This window comes from Pseudomonas sp. NBRC 111133, from assembly GCF_001320605.1.
Classification (GTDB): Bacteria; Pseudomonadota; Gammaproteobacteria; order Pseudomonadales; family Pseudomonadaceae; genus Aquipseudomonas; species Aquipseudomonas monteilii.
In genome coordinates, this window is record NZ_BCBJ01000026.1 from 80,985 (window position 1) to 102,447 (window position 21,463).

General features: G+C 63.1%; 16 protein-coding genes. 10 read left to right on the forward strand and 6 right to left on the reverse strand.

All coding sequences use genetic code 11. The annotated features are described in order from the left end of the window. Positions 1–12: 12 nt before the first annotated feature. Positions 13–261, reverse strand: coding sequence for a helix-turn-helix domain-containing protein (locus APH36_RS05560; protein WP_060497820.1), 249 nt, complete (start codon positions 259–261; stop codon positions 13–15). Between the two features lie 220 nt (positions 262–481). Between APH36_RS05560 and APH36_RS05565 the strand changes: the two genes are divergently transcribed. Beyond that, positions 482–2,548 carry a TonB-dependent receptor domain-containing protein gene (locus APH36_RS05565; protein ID WP_060497821.1) on the forward strand — a complete coding sequence of 689 codons (2,067 nt, stop codon included), beginning with the start codon at positions 482–484 and terminating at the stop codon, positions 2,546–2,548. A gap of 53 nt (positions 2,549–2,601) precedes the next feature. On the opposite strand, the gene chrR is transcribed toward APH36_RS05565, so the two are convergent. Further along, entirely contained in the window at positions 2,602–3,162 is a 561-nt protein-coding gene (gene chrR, locus APH36_RS05570; RefSeq protein ID WP_060497822.1) for a class I chromate reductase ChrR, read from the reverse strand. Positions 3,163–3,319: 157 nt separating this feature from the next. Here chrR and APH36_RS05575 point away from each other — a divergent pair, with 157 nt between their 5' ends. Next, positions 3,320–3,538: a hypothetical protein gene (locus APH36_RS05575; protein ID WP_016488235.1), complete on the forward strand. Its 219-nt coding sequence runs from the start codon at positions 3,320–3,322 to the stop codon at positions 3,536–3,538. On the opposite strand, the gene APH36_RS05580 is transcribed toward APH36_RS05575, so the two are convergent. The 4 genes from APH36_RS05580 to APH36_RS05595 all read right to left on the reverse strand — a co-directional run bounded on the left by APH36_RS05580 (position 3,522) and on the right by APH36_RS05595 (position 7,988). Next, entirely contained in the window at positions 3,522–5,771 is a 2,250-nt protein-coding gene (locus tag APH36_RS05580) for an Orn/Lys/Arg decarboxylase N-terminal domain-containing protein (RefSeq protein ID WP_060497833.1), read from the reverse strand. The genes APH36_RS05575 and APH36_RS05580 overlap by 17 nt on opposite strands. Positions 5,772–5,944: 173 nt before the next feature. Continuing rightward, on the reverse strand, positions 5,945–6,703 hold the full coding sequence (gene dnaQ / locus APH36_RS05585; RefSeq protein WP_060497823.1) for a DNA polymerase III subunit epsilon: 759 nt from the start codon (positions 6,701–6,703) through the stop codon (positions 5,945–5,947). A 51-nt stretch (positions 6,704–6,754) separates the two neighbouring features. Then, positions 6,755–7,201: a ribonuclease HI gene (gene rnhA, locus APH36_RS05590; protein WP_060497824.1), complete on the reverse strand. Its 447-nt coding sequence runs from the start codon at positions 7,199–7,201 to the stop codon at positions 6,755–6,757. Between the two features lie 13 nt (positions 7,202–7,214). Further along, on the reverse strand, positions 7,215–7,988 hold the full coding sequence (locus tag APH36_RS05595; RefSeq protein WP_016711610.1) for a class I SAM-dependent methyltransferase: 774 nt from the start codon (positions 7,986–7,988) through the stop codon (positions 7,215–7,217). Positions 7,989–8,073: 85 nt separating this feature from the next. Here APH36_RS05595 and gloB point away from each other — a divergent pair, with 85 nt between their 5' ends. From gloB to APH36_RS05635, 8 genes are all read left to right on the forward strand, one after another. Continuing rightward, complete coding sequence (gloB, locus tag APH36_RS05600; protein WP_060497825.1) at positions 8,074–8,853, forward strand: hydroxyacylglutathione hydrolase; 780 nt, start codon at positions 8,074–8,076, stop codon at positions 8,851–8,853. 100 nt (positions 8,854–8,953) lie between these two features. Then, entirely contained in the window at positions 8,954–10,384 is a 1,431-nt protein-coding gene (locus APH36_RS05605) for a lytic transglycosylase domain-containing protein (RefSeq protein ID WP_060497826.1), read from the forward strand. Positions 10,385–10,549: 165 nt separating this feature from the next. Continuing rightward, positions 10,550–12,379 (forward strand): extracellular solute-binding protein, encoded by a 1,830-nt coding sequence (locus APH36_RS05610; protein WP_200928651.1) that lies wholly within the window; start codon positions 10,550–10,552, stop codon positions 12,377–12,379. Then, complete coding sequence (locus APH36_RS05615; RefSeq protein ID WP_060497828.1) at positions 12,376–14,211, forward strand: extracellular solute-binding protein; 1,836 nt, start codon at positions 12,376–12,378, stop codon at positions 14,209–14,211. The genes APH36_RS05610 and APH36_RS05615 overlap by 4 nt, the downstream gene beginning before the upstream one ends. A gap of 1 nt (position 14,212) precedes the next feature. Beyond that, on the forward strand, positions 14,213–15,286 hold the full coding sequence (locus APH36_RS05620) for a microcin C ABC transporter permease YejB (RefSeq protein ID WP_027608722.1): 1,074 nt from the start codon (positions 14,213–14,215) through the stop codon (positions 15,284–15,286). A gap of 1 nt (position 15,287) precedes the next feature. After that, a complete protein-coding gene (locus APH36_RS05625) occupies positions 15,288–16,307 on the forward strand; it encodes an ABC transporter permease (protein ID WP_016711616.1) in 1,020 nt (339 codons plus the stop codon). A gap of 1 nt (position 16,308) precedes the next feature. Then, positions 16,309–17,922, forward strand: a complete 1,614-nt coding sequence (locus APH36_RS05630; protein WP_060497829.1) for an ABC transporter ATP-binding protein — start codon at positions 16,309–16,311, stop codon at positions 17,920–17,922. A 404-nt stretch (positions 17,923–18,326) separates the two neighbouring features. Further along, a complete protein-coding gene (locus APH36_RS05635) occupies positions 18,327–21,257 on the forward strand; it encodes an aminotransferase (RefSeq protein WP_060497830.1) in 2,931 nt (976 codons plus the stop codon). Positions 21,258–21,463: the final 206 nt, after the last annotated feature.

Sequence of the window (21,463 nt, forward strand, 5' to 3'; positions counted from 1 at the left end):
CCCCTACCCCCCTCACTGCTCAGCCAGCATGCCGTAACGAATGGCCTTGATTACCGCAGCCACCCGGGTAGGCACGTCGAACTTGCGCAGGATGTTGGACACATGGAAGTTCACCGTCGACTCCTTGCAGTCAAGGATCCGGCCTATTTCCCACGAACTTTTGCCGTAGGCGCACCACAACAGCACTTGGCGTTCACGAGGCGTCAGGCGAACCGGGGCGTCCGCCGGGGGTTGCTGCGGGTGTCGTGCGTTGTCAGTCATGCTTGTACTCCACGGGTGATTGAGCGAGGCATCGCTGCCGATCTGCAGTCACCTTACGAAGCGCATACCGCATCGCTCCACTGCTGCGGCTTGTAATGAACTTTCGTACAAAACCGTCTGACGAAGGCTGCACAAGATTTGCTGACTTTCTTCGTGCTCCGGGCGGCATTTCGCTCGTCTCAACGCCGTTGTCCATTCGCCTTTCACCTGGAGTCGTACAATGCGTTCCGATTTACCCCTCTCGTCCTGCCTCGGTTTGCTGGCTGCCTTGACTGCCGCCCAGCCCACCCTGGGGGCATCCTCGGTCGAACTGGGCCAGGTGCTGATCACCGATGAGGAGCAGAACGACTTGACGGCAGCCGGCGAACGCCTGCGTGAAATACCAGGCGCTAGCAACCTGGTGGATATGCAGCGCGTGGGGCAAGGCCGGGTGGCCAGCAACCAGGACGTGCTCGCCTACCAGCCAGGGGTGTTCGCCCAATCTGCGGGCAACGACGGCATCAAGCTGTCGATCCGCGGCTCGGGCATCAACCGCGCGCCAGGTGCCCACGGCTCCGGGGTGTATACAATGTTCGACGGCCTGCCCTTGACCGGCCCGGGCGGCACGCCCTATGAGCTGTTCGAACCGCTGTGGCTAAGCCACGCCGAAGTGCTGCGCGGCGCCAATGGCTTCGACCAAGGCGCCCTGGCGCTCGGCGGCGCCATCAACTACGTCACCCACACCGGCTACGACGCCGCGCCGTTGCAAGTGCGCTATGAGGTCGGCAGCCGTGGCTACCAGCACCGGCATATCAGCTCCGGCCAGGTACTGGGCAACCTCGACTACTACGTGGCCCTGACCGATTCCGAATATGACGGCTACCAGGCACACAGCAGCGGCAGCGCCAAAGGCATCGCCGCCAACATCGGCTACCGCTTCAACCCCAACTTGGAAACCCGCTTTTACCTGCGCTACCGAGAAACCGAAAACGAACTGGCCGGGCGCCTGACCAAGGACCAGATCAAGCACCACCCACGCGTGGCCAACCCGGCCTACCTGGCCCGCGACGACAGCCGCCCGCAACCGGGCAGCACCTGGGTCGCCAACAAGACCACCTTCTACCTCGACGACGATGCGCGCCTGGAAGCCGGGCTGGTCTACCACGACTACCCGATGGACCTGCGTGAAGGCCCGATGCGCCTGAAGGTGGCCTACACCGATGTCAGCGGTACGCTGAACTACTCGCGCCGCGACACCCTGTTCGGCCACGAGAGCAAAACCACCGTCGGCTGGCGTACTACCAAGCACCTGCCCAACAGTGGCGCGTCACAGTTCGCGCGCAGTGGTGACGTGTTCGGTCCACGCACCCGCGACTTCACCTATCAGGGCTCGGACACCGTGCTGCATGCCGGCAACGACCTGGAACTGGCTCCCAACCTGTGGCTGACCACCGGCCTGGCGATGATCTACACCCGCCGCGAGAGTGACGTGACCTACCCTGCCGAAGGCGGCAAGGTGAGCATGCATGACTGGGATTATGCCCCTCGCCTGGGGTTGCGCTACGACGTCCGCCCAGACCTGCAGGTGTACGGCAACCTCAGCCGCTCGGTAGAGCCGCCGCATCCCTGGGCCCTGATCTGGAGTGCGCCCACAGCCAACCAACCGATCGAAATGCAAAACCAGACGGCCACCACACTGGAATTGGGCACACGCGGCGAATCGGCATTCGGGCATTGGGATTTGGCGTGGTACTACTCACAGGTTCGCCATGAATTGTTGGCGGTGGAAATCGTGCAAGGCGCCCCTGCCAAGGAGTTCAACGCCAGCGCCACCGTGCACCAAGGCGTGGAAGCGGGCCTGGACAGTACCCTGTGGGAACGCAGCGGCACCGGCAGGCTCAGCCTGCGCCAGGCCTACACCTTCAGTGACTTCCACTACCGCGATGACGACACGTTCGGTGACAACCGCCTGCCGGGCATCCCCATGCACTACTACCAGGCCGAATTGCGCTATGACTGGCCGAGCGGGTTCTATGCAGGGGTGAATACTCAGATGGCGTCCAAAGTGCAGGTGGACTACGCCAACAGCTACCACGCCGATGAATATGCCTTGCTCGGCGCGCGCCTTGGCTGGGATTCACCGAAGCAGGACTGGCAGACCTGGCTGGATCTACGCAACCTGACCAACAAGCGCTATGCGGCGACGGTATCACCTATCGCCACCGTTACCACTGAAAATGATAAAGCCCGCCTGACACCAGGCGAAGGGTTTGGCGTGTATGCAGGCGTTTCCTACAGCTTCCGCTAAACAGCAGGGGCCGCTACGCGGCCCCAATGAAATCAGCCCCGGATGAGCAGGTATCAAACCGCCCTGTTCAACTTCACCCACGAAGCAAACTTGTCGACAAACGCCTGCAAGAACGGTCGGGTCTTGTCGTTGAGCTTGCCCGAGTCCTCGAACAGGCTTGCTGCGCCGCCGATATAGGCCTCAGGCATCTGCATGCAAGGCATGTCCAGGAACACCAACGACTGACGCACGGCATGGTTGGCACCAAAGCCGCCAATGGCCCCCGGCGACACACTCACCACCGCCGTCGGCTTGCCGCTCCATGCACTTTGCCCGTAGGGTCGCGAGCCCACATCAATGGCATTTTTCAGGCAACCCGGCACCGAGCGGTTGTATTCCGGCGTGACGAACAGCACGGCATCACTGTCGCGGATCTCTTTGCGAAAACGCTCCCACGCCTTGGGCACCGCTTCGGCCTCGACGTCCTCGTTGTACAACGGCAAATCGCCAATCTCGACAATCTTCAGGGCTAGGCTGGACGGCGCCAGCTCCGAAAGTGCGCGGGCGACCTTACGGTTGTAGGACTGCTTGCGCAAGCTGCCGACGACAACTGCTACCGAATACACCTGGCTCATGGCAATTTCCATCCTGTGCTGGGTAAAGGGACGTTGTAGTTATAGATGACCGTTCCTCGGCGCTTCGTTTTTTTTTGTGCAAGGCGAAAACTTCCGCGGTTGTTCCACGGTCTATTCCTGCATACATTTCCTACGCAATTCAGAGGTTTCCACCCAAATGGCAGCAGTAATGGTCGGCCAATTCCACGCCCGTGATGCCGAAGGCCGTATCTACCCCGTGCACGAGTTCCAGGAGTCCACCCTGCAACTGGACGGCAGCACGCTGGGCGCCCCCATCACCACTTACCGTCTGGCCATCGGCGACAAGGTCAACCACCTGGGTGAAAACCGTTTCGAACTGGCACGCTCCGGTGTCGAGATCATTCGCATTCCTTGATGCAGTCCACGGTGTAGCCACCACTCTCGTTCTGCAGGCCATGCACGTCGGCGACAAAACCGGGAAACCCTTGGTTGAACGCCCGGGCAAAGGCCAGGTAGTCGAGTATCGAGCGGGTCGCCTCGGTGAACCGCTCCCCCGGCATGATCAACGGAATGCCAGGCGGGTACGGCACCAGCATGACTGCCGCCACACGCCCCAGCAGTACCTCGATCGGCACCGCCTCCACCTCTCCACGCACCATCTGGTCATAGGCCTGGGCCGGGCTCACGGCCACCTCTGGCAAGCGCGTGAACAGGCGCTTGAGTTGCTTGGCCGTGGCGTTGCTGCGGTAGCAGCCATGCAACTGGTCGCACAGGTCGCGCAGGCCCATCCCCCGGTAGCGTGATGCATCGGCGGCCACCACACTCGGCAAGCAGCTGCTCAGGGCAGTATTGCCATCGTAGTGGCGCTTGAACTCCAGCAACTCGGTCAGCAACGTGCTCCACTTGCCCTTGGTGATGCCCATGGAGAACAACACCAGAAAGCTGTACAGGCCGGTTTTTTCCACCACCAGCCCCCGCTCCCAGAGAAACTTGCTGACCACCACTGCCGGGATACCGTGCTCGTCCAGCACACCACCCGCACTAAGGCCCGGCATCACCAGGGTTACCTTCAGCGGGTCGAGCAGCACGTAGTCGTCCACCACCTCGCCAAAGCCATGCCACTCTGCGCCGGGTTGCAACAACCAGTCCTGCGCTTGCAGATGGTGAATACCTTCAGCGCTCGGCGGTTGCCAGATACTGAACCACCAATCATCTGCGGCAATGTGTTCGCGCAGATTGGCCAGGGCACGGCGAAAGCTCAGTGCCTCGTCGAACATTTCTTGCAGCAGCGAGCGCCCGGACGGCCCTTCCATCATGGTCGAGGCCACGTCCAGCGAAGCAAGGATGCTGTACTGCGGCGAGGTCGATATGTGCATCATGAACGCTTCGTTGAAGCGGTCGCGGTCCAGTTGGCGCCTGGCCCCGTCTTGCACATGGATCATGGAAGCCTGGCTGAACGCCGCCAGCAGCTTGTGGGTGGAATGGGTACTGAACACCAGCGGGCTATCGTCCGCGCAGGCAGTGCCCATGGCATAACGCCCGGTGAAGAAGTCATGAAACGCCGCATAGGCAAACCAGGCCTCGTCGAAGTGCAGCACCTCGACACTGCTGCCCAAGGTCTGCTTGATCAGCCCTGCGTGGTAACACAGGCCGTCATAGGTGGAGTTGGTCACCACCGCCAGCTTTATACGCGGCGCCCGGCCACGGGCGAGCGGGTTGGCCTGGATCTTCGCCTGGATCGCCTCAGGGCTGAACTCGCTGAGCGGGATCGGGCCGATGATGCCCAGTTCGTTACGCTCTGGGCACAAGTACAACGGAATGGCGCCGGTCATGATGATCGCGTGGACCACCGACTTGTGGCAGTTGCGGTCCACCAGCACCAGATCGTCACGGCCGACCATGGCGTGCCAGACGATCTTGTTGGCCGTAGAGGTGCCATTGATGACGAAGAAGGTATGGTCGGCGCCAAAGTTGCGGGCAGCCCTGGCCTCGGCTTCAGCCAAGGGGCCGGTGTGGTCAAGCAGCGACCCCAGCTCCGGCACCGAAACCGACAGATCGGAGCGCAGCGTGTTTTCCCCGAAAAACTGGTGAAAGGCTTGGCCTACCGGGCTTTTATGGTAGGCCACGCCACCACCATGGCCCGGGGTGTGCCAGGAATAGTTGGATTGCGCGGTGTGCTGCACCAGCGCCTTGAAGAAAGGCGGCAACAGGCCATCGAGGTAGGTGTGTGCGGCACGCGCCACCTGGCGGGCAAGAAACGGTACGGTGTCTTCGAACAGGTACAGGATGCCGCGCAGCTGGTTGAGCTCGCTCATGGCCTCGGCAGGGGCGTTTTCCAGGGTGACCTGCTCACCCAGGGCGAAGATCGGCAGGTTGGGTGCACGCAGGCGAGCCAGGCGGATCAGCTCGGCCATGTTCTGCAACAGGTGGGTATTTTCGCCGGCGCCTTCGGCGGAGATCAGCATGCAGGCCAGGCCGTGGTGGGTGGCGGCGACCAGCCGCGCTTCGGCGTGGTCGGCGGCAGCGAGGATGGCAAAGCCGTCCTGGCGCAGTTCCTCGGCAATGCCCCTCACGCGCTCGCCGGCGACGCTGTCAGCCTTGATGGCGCGGTGGACGATGAGGATGGGGAACTTGAGGTCCTTGTACATCAGGTGGCTACCTCCGAAGGACAGGGCGTCCATTTCAGGGTAGTTGAACCTGTGTTTTCAGGGCCGGCCTCTTCGCGGGCACGCCCGCTCCCACAAGAACCCCACTTGCTCAGGCTTTGTGAGATCCCTGTGCGAGCGGGCGTGCCCGCGAAGAGGCCGGTACAGGCTAAGAATCAACCAGCAGGTGTCTCGGTCAAGGCTTGCCACATGGAAGGCCCACCCGACGACTTGGCAATGGCCGCCAGGCGCTCGGCATGCGCCTCCAGCTCTTCGGCACTGGCCATGATCACCCGCCCCGGCGCACGCCCGGTAATCCGGCGGATCTCGCTACCTACAGCCCCCTGCCCGTCACCTTCGGCGTCTGCCCCATGACCAGCCAGCGACAGGCTGGTCTGGCCACCGGTCATCGCCAGGTAGACGTCTGCCAGCAGTTCCGAGTCGAGCAGTGCGCCGTGCAGTTCACGGCCCGAGTTGTCGATATCGTAGCGTTTGCACAACGCATCGAGGCTGTTGCGCTGCCCCGGGTGACGCGAACGTGCCAACAGCAGGGTATCGAGGATGGTGCAATACTGCGAAGCGTCCGCACGGTCGTGCTGGCCGAGCAAGGCGAATTCGTTGTTGATGAAGCCAACGTCGAACGCCGCGTTGTGGATGACCAGGGTAGCGCCCTGGATGAACTCGAAGAACTCCTCAGCTACATCGCCAAAGCGCGGTTTGCCGACCAGGAAGGCATCGGTGATGCCGTGGACGTTGATCGCGCCCTCGTCACTCTCGCGGTCCGGCTGCAGGTAAACGTGGAAGTGCCGCCCGGTCAGGCGCCGGCCGATGACTTCGACACAGCCGATCTCGATGATCCGGTGGCCTTCGCTGACCGGCATACCCGTGGTTTCGGTATCGAGAATGACGAACCGCTTATCTTGCTGCTGCTCCACGCGGGGCGCTCCAACTTGCATCAGTTACAAAGGCGGCAATTGTACCCCAGCTCAACGCTGGGCGCGCACTTCGTCCACGCCACGGTTGGCCAGCTGGTCGGCGCGTTCGTTGCCGGGGTGACCGATATGGCCGCGCACCCACTTCCAGGTCACTTTGTGGCGGTTGACCTGCTCATCCAGTTGCTGCCACAGGTCGGCATTCTTCACCGGCTCCTTGGCCGCCGTCTTCCAGCCGCGCTTCTTCCAGTTGACCATCCACTCGTTGATGCCCTTCATCACGTACTGCGAGTCGGTGGTCAACACCACTTCGCATTCACGCTTCAACGCCATCAACCCCTGGATCGCGGCCATCAGCTCCATGCGATTGTTGGTGGTGTCACGTTCGCCGCCCCACAGTTCCTTCTCGACGCCCTTGTAGATCATCAGGACGCCCCAACCACCCGGGCCGGGGTTGCCCTTGCAGGCACCATCGGTAAACATCTCGACGCTTTCGCTCATGTACCACTCATGTTCAGTGCTTTTCAGTATCAGGGTTCACCGCCGTGCGGTTGACCTTGGCCAGCGGCAGCGGCAGCAACTTGCCCATCGGTTCGCGGCGCTCCGGGCGCAGCGGCCGCAGGCCGACCACCATCTTGCGCGCCACCAGCAGGTACACGCCGCCACCCGAGCTTTGCCAGCCACCTGCCAGCCGTTCCCAGCCCTCCAGGCGTTGCTGCCAGGCCGGTGAGGCAAGCGGCGGACGATAGCACCCGAAGCGGCGTTTCTCCAGCGCGAAGCCCAGCAGGTTGAGCCAGTCCCCCACCCGCGACGGCGAGATGCAGCGGGCCTTGCGCAACGCCCCGTGGCTGAAGAAATGGCGCATGCCCCAGCTGCTCCACGGGTTGATCCCGACAATCAGCAGATGCCCGCCCGGGCGCACGGCGCTGGCGGCCTCGCGCAGCAGGCCATGGGGCGAGAGGCAGAAATCCAGGCCATGTTGCAGCACCACCACGTCGGCAGCATGCTCGCTCAGCGGCCAGGCCTGTTCCTCGCACACAATCTCCACCCCAGGCAGCGGCGCGCCGAGGCGCACGTTGCGCTGCACCTGGGGCGCGCTCGGTGGCGGCTCGGCACAAGGCCCGTAATGCACAAGGTACCCGCCGAAGAAGCGGCCCAGCTCTTCTTCCAGCAGTTTTTCCTCCTCCTTGAGCATCAGCTGGCCGAGTGGGCCGTTGAACCACTCACGGGCCAGGCTGATAAGCTTGACCCAGTCCGGGTCGGCCTGGGCAAAGGCTTGGTCGGTCATTGCGCTCTCCCTCGAAGGTTCTCGCACCGCGCCATCGCGGCTAAGATGCCCTCATGTCCCACGCTAGGCGAATCGGATCCGCACCATGATACAGATCGATGCTCTCCCCGCTTTCTCCGACAACTACATCTGGTTGTTACAGGATACTGCCAAACGCCGCTGCGCGGTGGTCGACCCAGGTGACGCCGGCCCGGTGGAACGCTGGCTGGCGGCCAATCCCGAGTGGGTGCTCAGCGATATCCTGATTACCCACCACCACAACGACCATGTCGGCGGCGTGGAACGGCTCAAGCAACTGACCGATGCGCGTGTCTGCGGCCCGGCCCACGAACGTATCCCCTGCCGCGACCTGGCGCTGGACGAAGGCGATCAGGTTACCGTGCTGGGCGTAACCTTCCAGGTGCTGGCAGTACCCGGCCACACCCTGGGGCATATCGCGTTTTTCAGCGACCAGCCGGCAACGCCCGTGCTGTTCAGCGGCGACACCCTGTTCGCCGCCGGATGCGGTCGCATGTTCGAGGGTACACCCGAACAGATGCAACCCGCCCTCGCCCGGCTAGCGGCGCTGCCGGCGCAAACAGAAGTGTACTGCGCCCACGAATACACCCTCAGCAACCTGCGTTTTGCCAAGGCGGTGGAACCCACCAACCCGCACGTTATAAAGCGGTTCGAGGACGTTACCCGTTTGCGCGCCGACAATCGCATCACCTTGCCATCAACCATTGGCCTGGAACGGCTGACCAACCCCTTCCTGCGCACCTCTGAAACATTAGTTAAACAAAAAGCAGACGAATGGAAGGGACATCCAAACGACTCGCAGGTCACTGTTTTTGCTGCCTTGAGGTCTTGGAAGGACACCTTCTGATAACCGCAAGATATATCGCAAGTGATGGTCAAAGGTTGACCAGGTCCGGAGCGGTTTCTAGAATCGCCGAAATTTTTCGCCCGGATACCTGTGTCAGCCGATGTCTTCCCGTAGCCGCAGAACCTCTCATTCCGTCGCCCTGACGCGCCTGGCCCAAATCAGTGCGCTGGCCCTGGCCGCCACCTTGGTGGGCTGCCAGAGCACCCGTCAGCTCGACGAATCCGAAAGCGTTCGCGCGCACAACTACCAGGCGCGGATCAAGCACAAACCTTCACCGCTGCTGGTCAAGCCGGCCGAGCAGGCACCGCAGGATGTCTGGGAGCGCATGCGCCAGGGCTTCGCGCTGCAGGATGGCATCGACGTCAACCCGCGTATCGAGCAGCAACGCCTGTGGTTCGCCAGCAACCCGAGCTTCATCGAAAGCGCCGGCGAGCGTGGCAGCCTCTACCTGCATTACATTGTCGAGCGCCTTGAAGAGCGCGACATGCCGCTGGAACTGGCGCTGCTGCCAGCCATCGAAAGCGCCTACAACCCGATGGCCTACTCGCGCGCCCACGCGGCGGGCATGTGGCAGTTCATCCCGTCCACCGGCCGCCACTTCAACCTGCGCCAGACCAACTTCTACGACGGTCGTCGCGACGTCACCGCCTCGACCAACGCGGCACTGGACTACCTGTCCCGCCTGCACGACATGTTCAACGGCGACTGGCTGCTGGCTCTGGCCGCCTACAATGCCGGTGAAGGCACGGTCAGCCGCGCCATGGAGCGCAACGAAAAACTCGGCCTGCCAACCGACTACTGGAACCTGCCGCTGCCACAGGAAACCCGCGACTACGTGCCCAAGCTGCTGGCCCTGTCGCAGGTGGTGCTCACCCCTGAAGCCTACGGCGTGAACCTGAACCCGATCGCCAACGAACCCTACTTCGAGGCGGTAGCGATCAACGACCGCCTCGACCTGTCACGGGTGGCAGCCTTTGCCAACATCGACGAAGACGAGCTGATCCAGCTCAACCCTGCCTTCAAGAAGCGCATGACCGTGGATGGCCCGCAACAGTTGCTGGTACCGACCGCCAAGGCGCAACTGCTGAGTGACAGCCTGTCCAACCTCAAGCCCGAGCAACTGGTGAGCCTGCAGCCGAACAAGGCGGTGTTCGCCCGCGCTGTGGCCGAGGCCCAGGCGCCGGTTGCAGCGCGTAGCTACCGGGTGAAGCGTGGCGACAACCTGGGTGCCATCGCCAAGGCCAACCGCGTGTCGGTCAAGGACATCAAACGCTGGAACCGCCTGTCCGGCAACAGCGTGCGCGCCGGCCAGGTACTGGCCCTGCGCGGTGGCAGTGCACCGAGCGCCGCTGGCAACCGGGTGGCGGCATCCGGTAAGCGTTCCACGCAATACAAGGTACGCAAGGGCGACTCGCTGTACCTGGTGGCCAAGCGCTTCAACGTGGAAATGCAGCACCTCAAGCGCTGGAACCCGCGCAGCGGCCACGCCCTCAAGCCAGGCCAGACCCTGACCGTCTACCTCTCGCATTGAAAGCGACAAGCTGAAAAGCTACAAGCGGCAAGAACAAAGCAAATCGCATGCGCCCCGCTTTTTCTTGCAGCTTGAAGCTTGAAGCTTGCAGCTCTCTTTTTCCAACCCCACCAAGCTGTTACTGTACCCCGATCAAAGCCCAACGCCTCTGGATCGGATGCCGACTTGATACGTCCCCTCCTGCTGTCACTCAGCCTGGCCTTGAGCTTTCCCGCAGCCGCGATGGTGAGCGAAAGCCACGGATACGCGCAGTTCGGCACGCTCAAGTACCCAGCCACCTTCACCCATTTCGACTGGGTCAACCCGCAAGCGCCCAAAGGCGGCACCTTGCGGGCCATGGCTTTTGGTACGTTCGATACCCTCAACCCCTACACTTTCAAGGGGTCGAGCCCGATTACCACGCCCAATTTCCAGCAATACGGCATCAGCGAGCTGAACGAGCCACTGATGGTCGGCACCGGCCAGTACGACCCGTCCGGCGACGAGCCGACCTCCAGCTACGGCCTGATCGCCCGCTCGGTGGAGTACAGCGAAGATCGCAGCTGGGTCGTGTTCAACCTGCGCCCGGAAGCCCGCTGGCATGACGGCCAGCCGATCACCTCGGCAGACGTGGCCTTTTCCTACCGCACCCTGCTCAAGGACGGCCACCCGATCTACCGCACCAACCTGCAGGAAGTGCAACGGGTGGACATCCTCGGACCGCTGCGTATCCGCTTCGTGTTCAAGCGCGCCGGCAACCCGCTGCTGATCCTGCGCCTGGGCGAGATGCCGGTGCTGCCCAAGCACTACTGGCAAAAGCGCGATTTCAAGGCGACCACCTTCGAGCCACCGCTGGGCAGCGGCCCCTACCGCATCACCGAAGTTCAGCCCGGCCGCCGGCTGGTGTTCGAGCGGGTGAAGAACTACTGGGGCAAGGACCTGGCAGTCAACCGTGGCAAGTACAACTTCAAGCGCGTGGAGTACGAGTTCTACCGCGACGCCACCGTTGCCTTCGAAGCCTTCAAGGCCGGCGAATTCGACATCTATATCGAGCACCAGGCCAAGAACTGGGCCAACGGCTACAACTTCCCGGCCGTGCGCCGTGGCGAGGTCATCAAGGCCCAGATCCCGCACCAGATCCCGACGCAAACCCAGGGCCTTTTCATGAACAGCCGCCGCGCCACCTTCAGCGACCCACGGGTGCGCCAGGCGCTGGGGCTGATGCTCGACTTCGAGTGGACCAACCGCGCCCTGTTCAGCAGCGCCTACCGTCGCTCGACCAGCTTTTACCCCAACAGCGAGTTCGCCGCCAGCGGCCTGCCCACCGGCAAGGAATGGTTGTTGCTGGCTCCGTTCCGCGACCAGCTGCCGGCCAAGCTGTTCAGCGAACCCTACAAGGTCAGCCAGACCGATGGCCGCGGCATCAGCCGCCAGACCCTGCGCCAGGCCCTGGGCCTGCTTGCCGAGGCCGGCTGGAAGCTCAATGGCCAGCGCCTGGTCGACAGCAAGGGCCAGCAGTTGCGCATGGAACTGCTGCTGGTAAACCCCAACCTTGAACGCATCCTGCAACCTTATGTCGAAAATCTGTCCAGCATCGGCATCGATGCGCGCTTGCGCACCGTGGACCGCGCCCAGTACAAACAACGCCTGGACCAGTTCGATTTCGACATGATTCTGATGACCCTGAACCAGACCCTTAGCCCCGGCCTCGAACAGTGGCTGTACTTCCATTCCAGCCAGGCCGCCACCAAGGGCAGCAAGAACTATGCGGGGGTCAGGGACCCGGTGGTCGACCACCTGCTCGACACCCTGCTGGCTGCGCGTACCCGCGACGACCAGATCGCCGCCGCCCGCGCCCTGGACCGTGTGCTTTCATGGCAGTACTACATGATCCCCAACTGGTACCTCGACAATCATCGCCTGGCCTACCGCAACCGGTTCGCCTTCGTCACCACGCCGCCCTACACCCTGGGGCTGAACAGCTGGTGGATCAAGACTTCGGAGAAAGCCCAATGACGCCAACGCACCCACTGCGCCGGCTGGCAGGCAGCCTGTTGCTCGCCTGCCTGAGCCTTCCCGCCCTGGCCGCACCGCAACACGCGCTCACCCTGTATGACGAGCCCCCCAAGTATCCCGCCAACTTCAAGCACTTCGACTACGTCAACCCGGATGCGCCCAAGGGCGGTACCTTCCGCCAGTCCAGCTTCGGCGGCTTCGACAGCCTCAACCCGTTCATCAACAAAGGCGTGTCGGCCGAGAACATCAGCATCATCTACGACACCCTGATGCGCCAGAGCCAGGACGAGCCGTTCACCGAATACGGCCTGGTGGCCGGCAAGATCGAAAAGGCCCCCGACAACAGCTGGGTGCGCTTCTACCTGCGCCCCGAAGCGCGCTTCCACGACGGCCACCCGATGCGTGCCGAAGACGTGGTATTCACCTTCAACGCGTTGATCAAGGACGGTGCGCCGCTGTACCGCCAGTACTATGCCGACGTCGCCGAGGTGGTCGCCGAAGACCCGCTCAAGGTGCTGTTCACGTTCAAGCACAAGGGTAACCGCGAGCTGCCGCTGATTCTCGGCCAACTGCCAGTGCTGCCCAAGCACTGGTACGCAAACCGCGACTTCAACCGCGGCAACCTGGAAATCCCGCTGGGCAGCGGGCCGTACAAGGTCGCCGATGTAAAAGCCGGGCGCTCGGTGCGCTACGAGCGGGTCAAGGATTACTGGGCCAAGGACCTGCCGATCAACCGCGGGTTCTATAACTTCGATGCCATGACGTTCGACGCCTACCGCGACACCACTGTCGCGCTGGAAGCACTCAAGGCCGGGGCGTTCGACTACGCGCTGGAGGTCAGTGCAAAAAACTGGGCCACCGCTTACAACGTGCCCGCCGTGCGCGACGGCCGCCTGATCAAGGAAGAGCTGCCCAACGGCAACCCCACCGGCATGCAAGGTTTCATTTTCAATATCCGCCGCCCGGTGTTCCAGGACATACGCGTGCGCCAGGCCCTGAGCCTGCTGCTGGACTACGAGTGGACCAACAAACAGCTGTTCAACGGCGCCTACACCCGCACCGGCAGCTACTTCGACAACTCGGAAATGGCCGCCCAGGGCCTGCCCAGCGCCAGCGAGCTGAAGATCCTCGAACCGCTGCGTGGCAAAGTCCCCGAACAGGTCTTCACCGAGGCCTTCAAGAACCCGGTCAGCGATGGCAGCGGCATGATCCGCGAGCAACAGCGCCAGGCCTACAAGCTGCTTCAGGAAGCCGGTTGGAAAATCGTCGACGACAAGATGGTCGACGCGCAGGGTAAACCGGTCAGCATCGAGTTCCTGCTGGCACAAACCGAGTTCGAACGCATCCTGCTGCCGTTCAAGCGTAACCTTGCCGACCTCGGCATCGACCTGAACATCCGTCGGGTCGACGTTTCCCAGTACATCACCCGCCTGCGTTCGCGTGACTACGACATGATCGTTGGCGGCTACCCGCAGTCCAACTCGCCGGGCAACGAGCAGCGCGAGTTCTGGTCCAGCGCCGCCGCCGACAACCCCGGCAGCCGCAACTTCATCGGCCTGCGCGACCCGGCTATCGACCAACTGGTGGAAGAGCTGATCAACGCCGATTCGCGCCAGAGCCTGGTCGACCACTGCCGCGCCCTCGACCGGGTGCTGCTGTGGGGCTACTACGTGATCCCCAACTGGCACATCAAGACCTGGCGCGTGGCCTACTGGAACCACATCGGCCACCCGGATGTTTCGCCCAAGTACGACATCGGGATCGATACCTGGTGGATCAAGCCCGGGGTAACCCCGGCGGTCAGCGAAGCCCCTGCGGACGAGGCCAACTAAGATGCTGGCCTACATCCTGCGCCGCCTGCTGCTGATCATCCCGACCCTGTTCGGCATCCTGATCATCAACTTCATCATCGTCCAGGCCGCCCCCGGCGGCCCGGTCGAGCAGATGATCGCCAAGCTCGAAGGTTTCGAAGGCGCCACCAGCCGCATTGCCGGTGGCGGTGCCGAAGTCTCCGTGGCCGGCTCCAACTACCGCGGCGCCCAGGGCCTGGACCCGGCGCTGATCGCCGAAATCGAGCGCATGTACGGCTTCGACAAGTCGCCGCCCGAACGCTTGTGGATCATGATCAAGAACTACGCCCGGCTGGACTTCGGCGACAGCTTCTTCCGCGATGCCAAGGTCGTCGACCTGATTATCGAGAAAATGCCCGTGTCGATCTCGCTGGGGCTGTGGAGCACGCTGATCATGTACCTGATCTCGATCCCGCTGGGCATCGCCAAGGCGGTGCGCCACGGCAGCCACTTCGACGTGTGGACCAGCTCGGCAATCATCGTCGGCTACGCCATCCCAGCGTTCCTGTTCGCCATCCTGCTGATCGTGCTGTTCGCCGGCGGCAGCTATTTCGACTGGTTCCCGCTGCGCGGCCTCACCTCCAACAATTTCGACGAGCTGAGCACCACCGGCAAGGTGCTGGACTACTTCTGGCACCTGGTGCTGCCGATCACCGCACTGGTCATCGGCAACTTCGCCACCATGACCCTGCTGACCAAGAACAGCTTCCTCGACGAGATCAACAAACAATACGTGGTCACCGCCAAGGCCAAAGGCCTGAGCCGGCCACGGGTGCTGTATGGCCACGTGTTCCGCAATGCCATGCTGTTGGTGATCGCCGGCTTCCCTTCGGCGTTCATCGGCATCTTCTTCACCGGCTCCTTGCTGATCGAGGTGATCTTCAGCCTCGACGGCCTGGGGCTTATGAGTTTCGAAGCGGCCATCAACCGCGACTACCCGGTGGTCTTCGGCACCCTGTTCATCTTCACCCTGCTGGGGCTGGTGGTGAAACTGATCGGCGACCTGACCTACACCCTGGTCGATCCACGCATCGACTTCGCCAGCCGGGAGCACTGACATGGCCTTGTCCCCCCTCAACCGCCGGCGCTTCGAGCGCTTCAAGGCCAACCGCCGTGGCTGGTGGTCGCTGTGGCTGTTCCTGATCCTGTTCGGCCTGAGCCTGGGCGCCGAGCTGATCGCCAACGACAAGCCAATTGCCGTGCGCTACGACGGCGAGTGGTACTTCCCGGCGTTCAAGCGCTACCCGGAAACCACCTTCGGCGGCGAGTTCCCGCTGGAAGCCAACTACAAGAGCCCCTACATCCGCGAGCTGCTGGAAAAGAAAGACAGCTTCGTGCTGTGGGCGCCCATCCCGTTCAGCTACCAGAGCATCAACTACGACCTGCGCGTGCCCGCGCCGGCACCGCCCTCGGCGGACAACTGGCTGGGCACCGACGACCAGGGCCGCGACGTACTGGCGCGGGTGATCTACGGCTTCCGCATTTCGGTGCTGTTTGCCCTCACCCTGACCGTGGCCAGCTCCATCGTCGGCGTCATTGCCGGCGCTTTGCAGGGCTTTTATGGCGGCTGGGTCGACCTGGCCGGGCAACGTTTTCTGGAGATCTGGTCCGGCCTGCCAGTGCTGTACCTGTTGATCATCCTGGCGAGCTTCGTGCAGCCCAATTTCTGGTGGTTGTTGGGCATCATGCTGCTGTTCTCGTGGATGAGCCTGGTGGACGTGGTACGCGCCGAGTTCCTGCGCGGGCGCAACCTGGAATACGTGCGCGCCGCCCGCGCCTTAGGCATGCGCAACGGCGCGATCATGTACCGGCACATCCTGCCCAACGCCATGATCTCGACCATGACCTTCATGCCGTTCATCCTCACCGGGGCCATCGGCACCCTCACCGCCCTGGACTTCCTCGGCTTCGGCCTGCCCGCCGGTTCGCCATCGCTGGGCGAACTGGTGGCCCAGGGCAAGTCCAACCTGCAGGCGCCGTGGCTGGGCATCAGCGCCTTTGCCGTGCTGGCGCTGATGCTGAGCCTGCTGGTGTTCATCGGCGAATCCGCCCGCGATGCCTTCGACCCGAGGAAGTGACATGAGTGAACAGAACCTGATCGAAGTGCGCGACCTGGCCGTTGAGTTTGTGACCGGGGACCAGGTCAACCGCGTGGTCGACGGCATCAGCTTCGACATCCGCAAGGGCGAGACCTTGGCCCTGGTGGGCGAAAGTGGCTCGGGCAAGTCCGTCACCGCGCACTCGATCCTGCGCCTGCTGCCCTACCCCTTGGCCCGCCACCCCAGCGGCAGCATCCGCTACGAAGGCAAAGACCTGCTCCAGCAGAACGAGAAGACCCTGCAACGCATTCGCGGCAACCGCATTGCGATGATCTTCCAGGAGCCGATGACCTCGCTCAACCCGCTGCACTGTATCGAAAAACAGATCAACGAGATCCTTTTGCTACACAAGGGCCTGACCGGCAAGGAAGCGACGGCACGCACGTTGGAGTTGCTGGAACTGGTCGGTATTCCCGAACCACAAAAGCGTTTGAAGGCCCTGCCCCACGAGCTGTCGGGCGGGCAACGCCAGCGGGTGATGATTGCCATGGCGCTGGCCAACGAGCCGGAGTTGCTGATTGCGGATGAGCCGACCACAGCGCTGGACGTGACCGTGCAGTTGAAGATCCTCGACCTGCTCAAGGACCTGCAGGCGCGCCTGGGCATGGCGCTGTTGCTGATCAGCCATGACCTGAACCTGGTACGCCGCATCGCCCACCGCGTCTGCGTGATGCAGCGCGGGCAGATTGTCGAGCAGGCCGAATGCGCCACGCTGTTCAGTGCTCCGCAGCACCATTACACGCAGATGCTGATCAATGCCGAGCCCAGCGGGCTGCCTGCGCACAACCCGGTGGGCGCGCCGTTGCTTGAAGTGGATGACCTAAAGGTGTGGTTCCCGATCAAGAAGGGGCTGCTGCGGCGCACCGTTGACCATGTGAAGGCGGTGGACGGGGTCAACTTCAGCCTGCCGCAAGGGCAGACGCTAGGGATTGTTGGCGAGTCCGGGTCGGGCAAGTCGACGCTCGGCTTGGCGATCCTGCGGTTGATTTCCAGCCAGGGTGGCATTCACTTCCATGGGCAGAATTTGCAAGGGCTGAACCAGAAGGCCGTGCGGCCGCTACGCCGGGAAATGCAGGTGGTGTTTCAGGACCCGTTCGGCAGCCTGAGCCCGCGCATGTGCGTGGCGGACATCGTGGGTGAAGGGTTGCGCATTCACGGCATTGGTACGGCGCAAGAGCAGGAAGCGGCGATAATCGCAGCGCTGGAGGAAGTGGGGCTGGACCCGCGTACACGGCATCGCTATCCCCATGAGTTTTCCGGTGGGCAGCGCCAGCGCATAGCCATTGCCCGGGCGTTGGTGTTGAAGCCCGCGCTGATACTGCTGGATGAGCCCACCTCCGCGCTGGACCGCACAGTACAACGGCAGGTGGTGGAATTGCTGCGTAATTTGCAGCAGAAGTACAACCTGACCTACCTGTTCATCAGCCATGACCTGGCGGTGGTGAAGGCGTTGAGTCACCAGTTGATGGTGATCAAGCATGGGCATGTGGTGGAGCAAGGGGATGCACAGGCGATTTTTCATGCGCCACAGCATCCGTATACGCGGCAGTTGCTGGAGGCGGCGTTTTTGGAGGTTGAGGTGGGTTCGCCTTAAGTCTTGTAGCGCCCTCAAGATCGAGCGCCGCCCGCGCGGCGCATCGCGAGCTGCGCTCGCTCCTGCCGCGTGTTTTCCGTTGCGGGTGCTCTGGCTGGGCTCTAGTCCCGGCTGCTCGCTGAAGATCAGCGATACAGCTTTGACAGGCTGTAACGGTTAATTCACGCAGGCAGTCTCCGCTTCCACAGAAGACACTCATTTCGCCGTCGGCAAAACCACCTTCCGCTAAGGCGAACACGGCACCCAACCACTGGCATCCCGTGCAGCGATGCCCGCGAGCAAAAGTTCAAATTTCCATAATTTGGCGCCATTATCAGAATTACTGACAACAATCGTCTTTCATCATCAGCCAGCTCGGGCATAAATTCTTTTCCGCCAACTCCCAGCAGAAACGGTAGAGCCTCATGTCCAGCCCACAGCCCCCGTCCGCCTCCCCTGCCCTGACCACGCTGATCAGCCGTTCCGGCCTGCCCAGCCCTTCACTCAGCGAAACGCAGGCACGCGCCGTATTGCAGACGCACTATGGCCTGGAGGGTGACCTGACGCCGCTGGGTAGCCAGCAGGACCTCAACTTCCGTGTGGAGGCACCACAAGGCCGCTATGTGCTGAAGGCCTGCCACGGCAGCTATGCCCAGCTTGAACTGGAAGCACAGCACGCCGCACTGGCCTTCCTGCACGAACAGGGCTTGCCGGTACCGGCAGTGCGCCCAGCGCGCAATGGCGAAGGCTTGGTGGCACTGGACATCGACGGGCAACCCCTGCGCCTGCGCCTGCTCGACTACATCGAAGGCCAACCGTTGACTCGCCTCAAGCACATGCCGCCACGCCTGGTGGCTGAACTGGGCGGGCTTTGTGCGAAGCTGAACAAGGCCCTGGCCGACTTCGATCACCCAGGGCTTGTACGCACCCTGCAATGGGACCCGCAACATGCCGAAGCGCTGATCGATCACCTGCTGCCGGTGCTGCAAGACAGTGCCCAGCGCGCCCGCATCGAGCAGGCTACCCGCCAGGCCAGCGAGCGCCTGCTGCAGCTGGTTGATCGACTGCCGAGCCAGGCCGTGCACCTGGACCTCACCGACGACAACACCGTGTGGGCCCGCGACAGCGAGCGCCAGTGGCAACTGCAAGGGGTGATCGACTTCGGTGACCTGATACGCACCTGGCGTATCGCCGACTTGTCAGTGACCTGCGCAGCATTGCTGCACCACGCCGAGGGCGACCCGCTGCGCATCCTGCCGGCGATCAGCGCCTATCAGGTGCTCAACCCACTGACCGAGGCCGAACTGCGAGCCCTGTGGCCACTGGTGATCAACCGGGCAGCTGTACTGGTATTGAGCAGCGCGCAGCAACTGGCCGTGGACCCCGGCAACCAGTACACCCGCGACAACGTGGCCCATGAATGGGAAATCTTCGACACCGCCACTGCCGTGCCTTTCGCGCTGATGGAGGCCGCCATCCTGCAGGCGGCGGGCGTGCAGATCGACGTTCCAGACTTGGACCGTTGTGCCCCCCTGCTCCCCGACCTGGCCGGGCAGGAGGTAACGCGGGTCGACCTGGGTGTGCTCAGCCGCCATTGTGAAGCGGGTAACTGGGAGCAACCCGGTTTCGACCAGCACCTGCTGAGCGCGCAAACGGCCCCAGCCTGCACCCTGCATGGGGAGTATCGCCTGTCGCAAACCCATATCGACCGGCCCGAAGAGCCCGCCACCTGCGCCCTTGGCGTTGAGCTGCATGTGCCCAACGGCAGCCAGGTGAAGGCACCCGAAGCTGGCACCTGGCAGCGCCATGGCGACGGGCGCGGTTGCCTGCAAACCGCGCACTGGGCCTTGTGGCTACAGGGCCTGGAAGATGCACCCGCCGATGGGCAGGCGCTGGAAAAAGGCCAGTCGCTGGGCCATAGCTGTGGTTTCCTCAGCGTACAGCTGTGCCTGGACCTTGCCCTACAGCCACCCTTCTTCGCCACCCCGTCCCACGCCGACGCCTGGCTGGCCCTGTGCCCGTCGCCGGCCGCGCTGCTGGACCTGGACTGCGATGCCGAGCCGCTGCCCGACCCACAGGCCCTGCTGGCTCGCCGCGACGCCAGCTTTGCCCGCTCGCAGAAGCACTACTACGCGCAACCGCCACACATCGAGCGCGGCTGGCGCAACTACCTGATCGACATGCAGGGCCGTTCGTACCTGGACATGCTCAACAACGTCGCGGTACTGGGCCACGGCCACCCGCGCATGGTCGCCGAGTCGGCGCGGCAGTGGTCGCTGCTGAACACCAACTCGCGCTTCCACTACGCGGCCATCACCGAGTTCTCCGAACGCCTGCTGGACCTCGCGCCCGAGGGCTTCGACCGGGTGTTCATGGTCAACAGCGGCACCGAGGCCAATGACCTGGCCATTCGCCTGGCCTGGGCCTACAGCGGCGGGCGCGACCTGTTGAGCGTGCTGGAGGCCTACCACGGCTGGTCGGTGGCCACCGACGCCATCTCCACGTCCATTGCCGACAACCCGCAAGCCCTGGAAACCCGCCCGGACTGGGTACACCCGGTCGAAGCGCCGAACACCTTCCGCGGCCGTTTCCGCGGTGGCGACAGCGCGGCTGACTACCTGCGCGACGTCGACGCCAAGCTGGCCGACCTCGATGCCCGTGGCCGCCAGCTGGCGGGCATCATCTGCGAGCCCGTGTACGGCAACGCTGGCGGCATTTCGTTGCCGGCCGGTTATCTGCGCGACGCTTACGCCAAGGTCCGCGCCCGCGGCGGCGTGTGCATCGCCGACGAAGTGCAGGTGGGTTATGGCCGCTTGGGCGAATACTTCTGGGGCTTCGAGGAGCAAGGCGTGGTGCCCGACATCATCACCATGGCCAAGGGCATGGGCAACGGCCAGCCGTTGGGCGTGGTCATCACCCGCCGCGAAATCGCTGAAGCGCTGGAGGCCGAGGGTTACTTCTTCTCCTCGGCCGGTGGCAGCCCGGTCAGCTGCCGCATCGGCATGGCGGTGCTGGACGTGATGCAGGAAGAAGGCCTGTGGGACAACGCCCGCGACACCGGGCGCTACTTCAAGGCCCGCCTGCAGGCGCTGGTCGACAAGCATCCGCTGGCGGGTGCGGCGCATGGCTCGGGCTTTTACCTGGGGCTGGAGCTGGTGCGTAACCGCGAAACGCTGGAGCCGGCCACCGAAGAAACCATGGCCCTGTGCGACCGCCTGCGTGAGCTGGGTATCTTCATGCAACCCACCGGCGACTACCTGAACATTCTCAAGATCAAGCCGCCAATGTGCACCACCCGGGCGAGCGTGGACTACTTTGTCGACAGCATTGACCGGGTGCTGGGCGAGGGGCTGTAAGATTGGGATGAAGGCCTAGAGGTGCCTGCCTTGGGTTTTGCGGCGGCGCTCGATCTCACAGGCGCTGCAAACACCCCGCCAAACACCCCAAAACCCACAATGCATGTTCAAATACACACCCCATGCTTGCACCACCATGATCAGGTTTACTGACAATGGCCTTTTCCAGCGATTCCCTGGCAATATTCCTCGCCGTGCTCGATGCC

Coding starts and splice junctions, on each gene's coding strand:
- APH36_RS05580 (WP_060497833.1), bottom strand. CDS start 5,771: ATGTACAAGGACCTCAAGTTCCCCATCCTCATCGTCCACCGCGCCATC.
- APH36_RS05630 (WP_060497829.1), top strand. CDS start 16,309: ATGAGTGAACAGAACCTGATCGAAGTGCGCGACCTGGCCGTTGAGTTT.
- APH36_RS05575 (WP_016488235.1), top strand. CDS start 3,320: ATGGCAGCAGTAATGGTCGGCCAATTCCACGCCCGTGATGCCGAAGGC.
- APH36_RS05625 (WP_016711616.1), top strand. CDS start 15,288: ATGGCCTTGTCCCCCCTCAACCGCCGGCGCTTCGAGCGCTTCAAGGCC.
- APH36_RS05595 (WP_016711610.1), bottom strand. CDS start 7,988: ATGACCGACCAAGCCTTTGCCCAGGCCGACCCGGACTGGGTCAAGCTT.
- APH36_RS05620 (WP_027608722.1), top strand. CDS start 14,213: ATGCTGGCCTACATCCTGCGCCGCCTGCTGCTGATCATCCCGACCCTG.
- chrR (WP_060497822.1), bottom strand. CDS start 3,162: ATGAGCCAGGTGTATTCGGTAGCAGTTGTCGTCGGCAGCTTGCGCAAG.
- gloB (WP_060497825.1), top strand. CDS start 8,074: ATGATACAGATCGATGCTCTCCCCGCTTTCTCCGACAACTACATCTGG.
- APH36_RS05560 (WP_060497820.1), bottom strand. CDS start 261: ATGACTGACAACGCACGACACCCGCAGCAACCCCCGGCGGACGCCCCG.
- APH36_RS05635 (WP_060497830.1), top strand. CDS start 18,327: ATGTCCAGCCCACAGCCCCCGTCCGCCTCCCCTGCCCTGACCACGCTG.
- APH36_RS05605 (WP_060497826.1), top strand. CDS start 8,954: ATGTCTTCCCGTAGCCGCAGAACCTCTCATTCCGTCGCCCTGACGCGC.
- APH36_RS05615 (WP_060497828.1), top strand. CDS start 12,376: ATGACGCCAACGCACCCACTGCGCCGGCTGGCAGGCAGCCTGTTGCTC.
- rnhA (WP_060497824.1), bottom strand. CDS start 7,201: ATGAGCGAAAGCGTCGAGATGTTTACCGATGGTGCCTGCAAGGGCAAC.
- APH36_RS05565 (WP_060497821.1), top strand. CDS start 482: ATGCGTTCCGATTTACCCCTCTCGTCCTGCCTCGGTTTGCTGGCTGCC.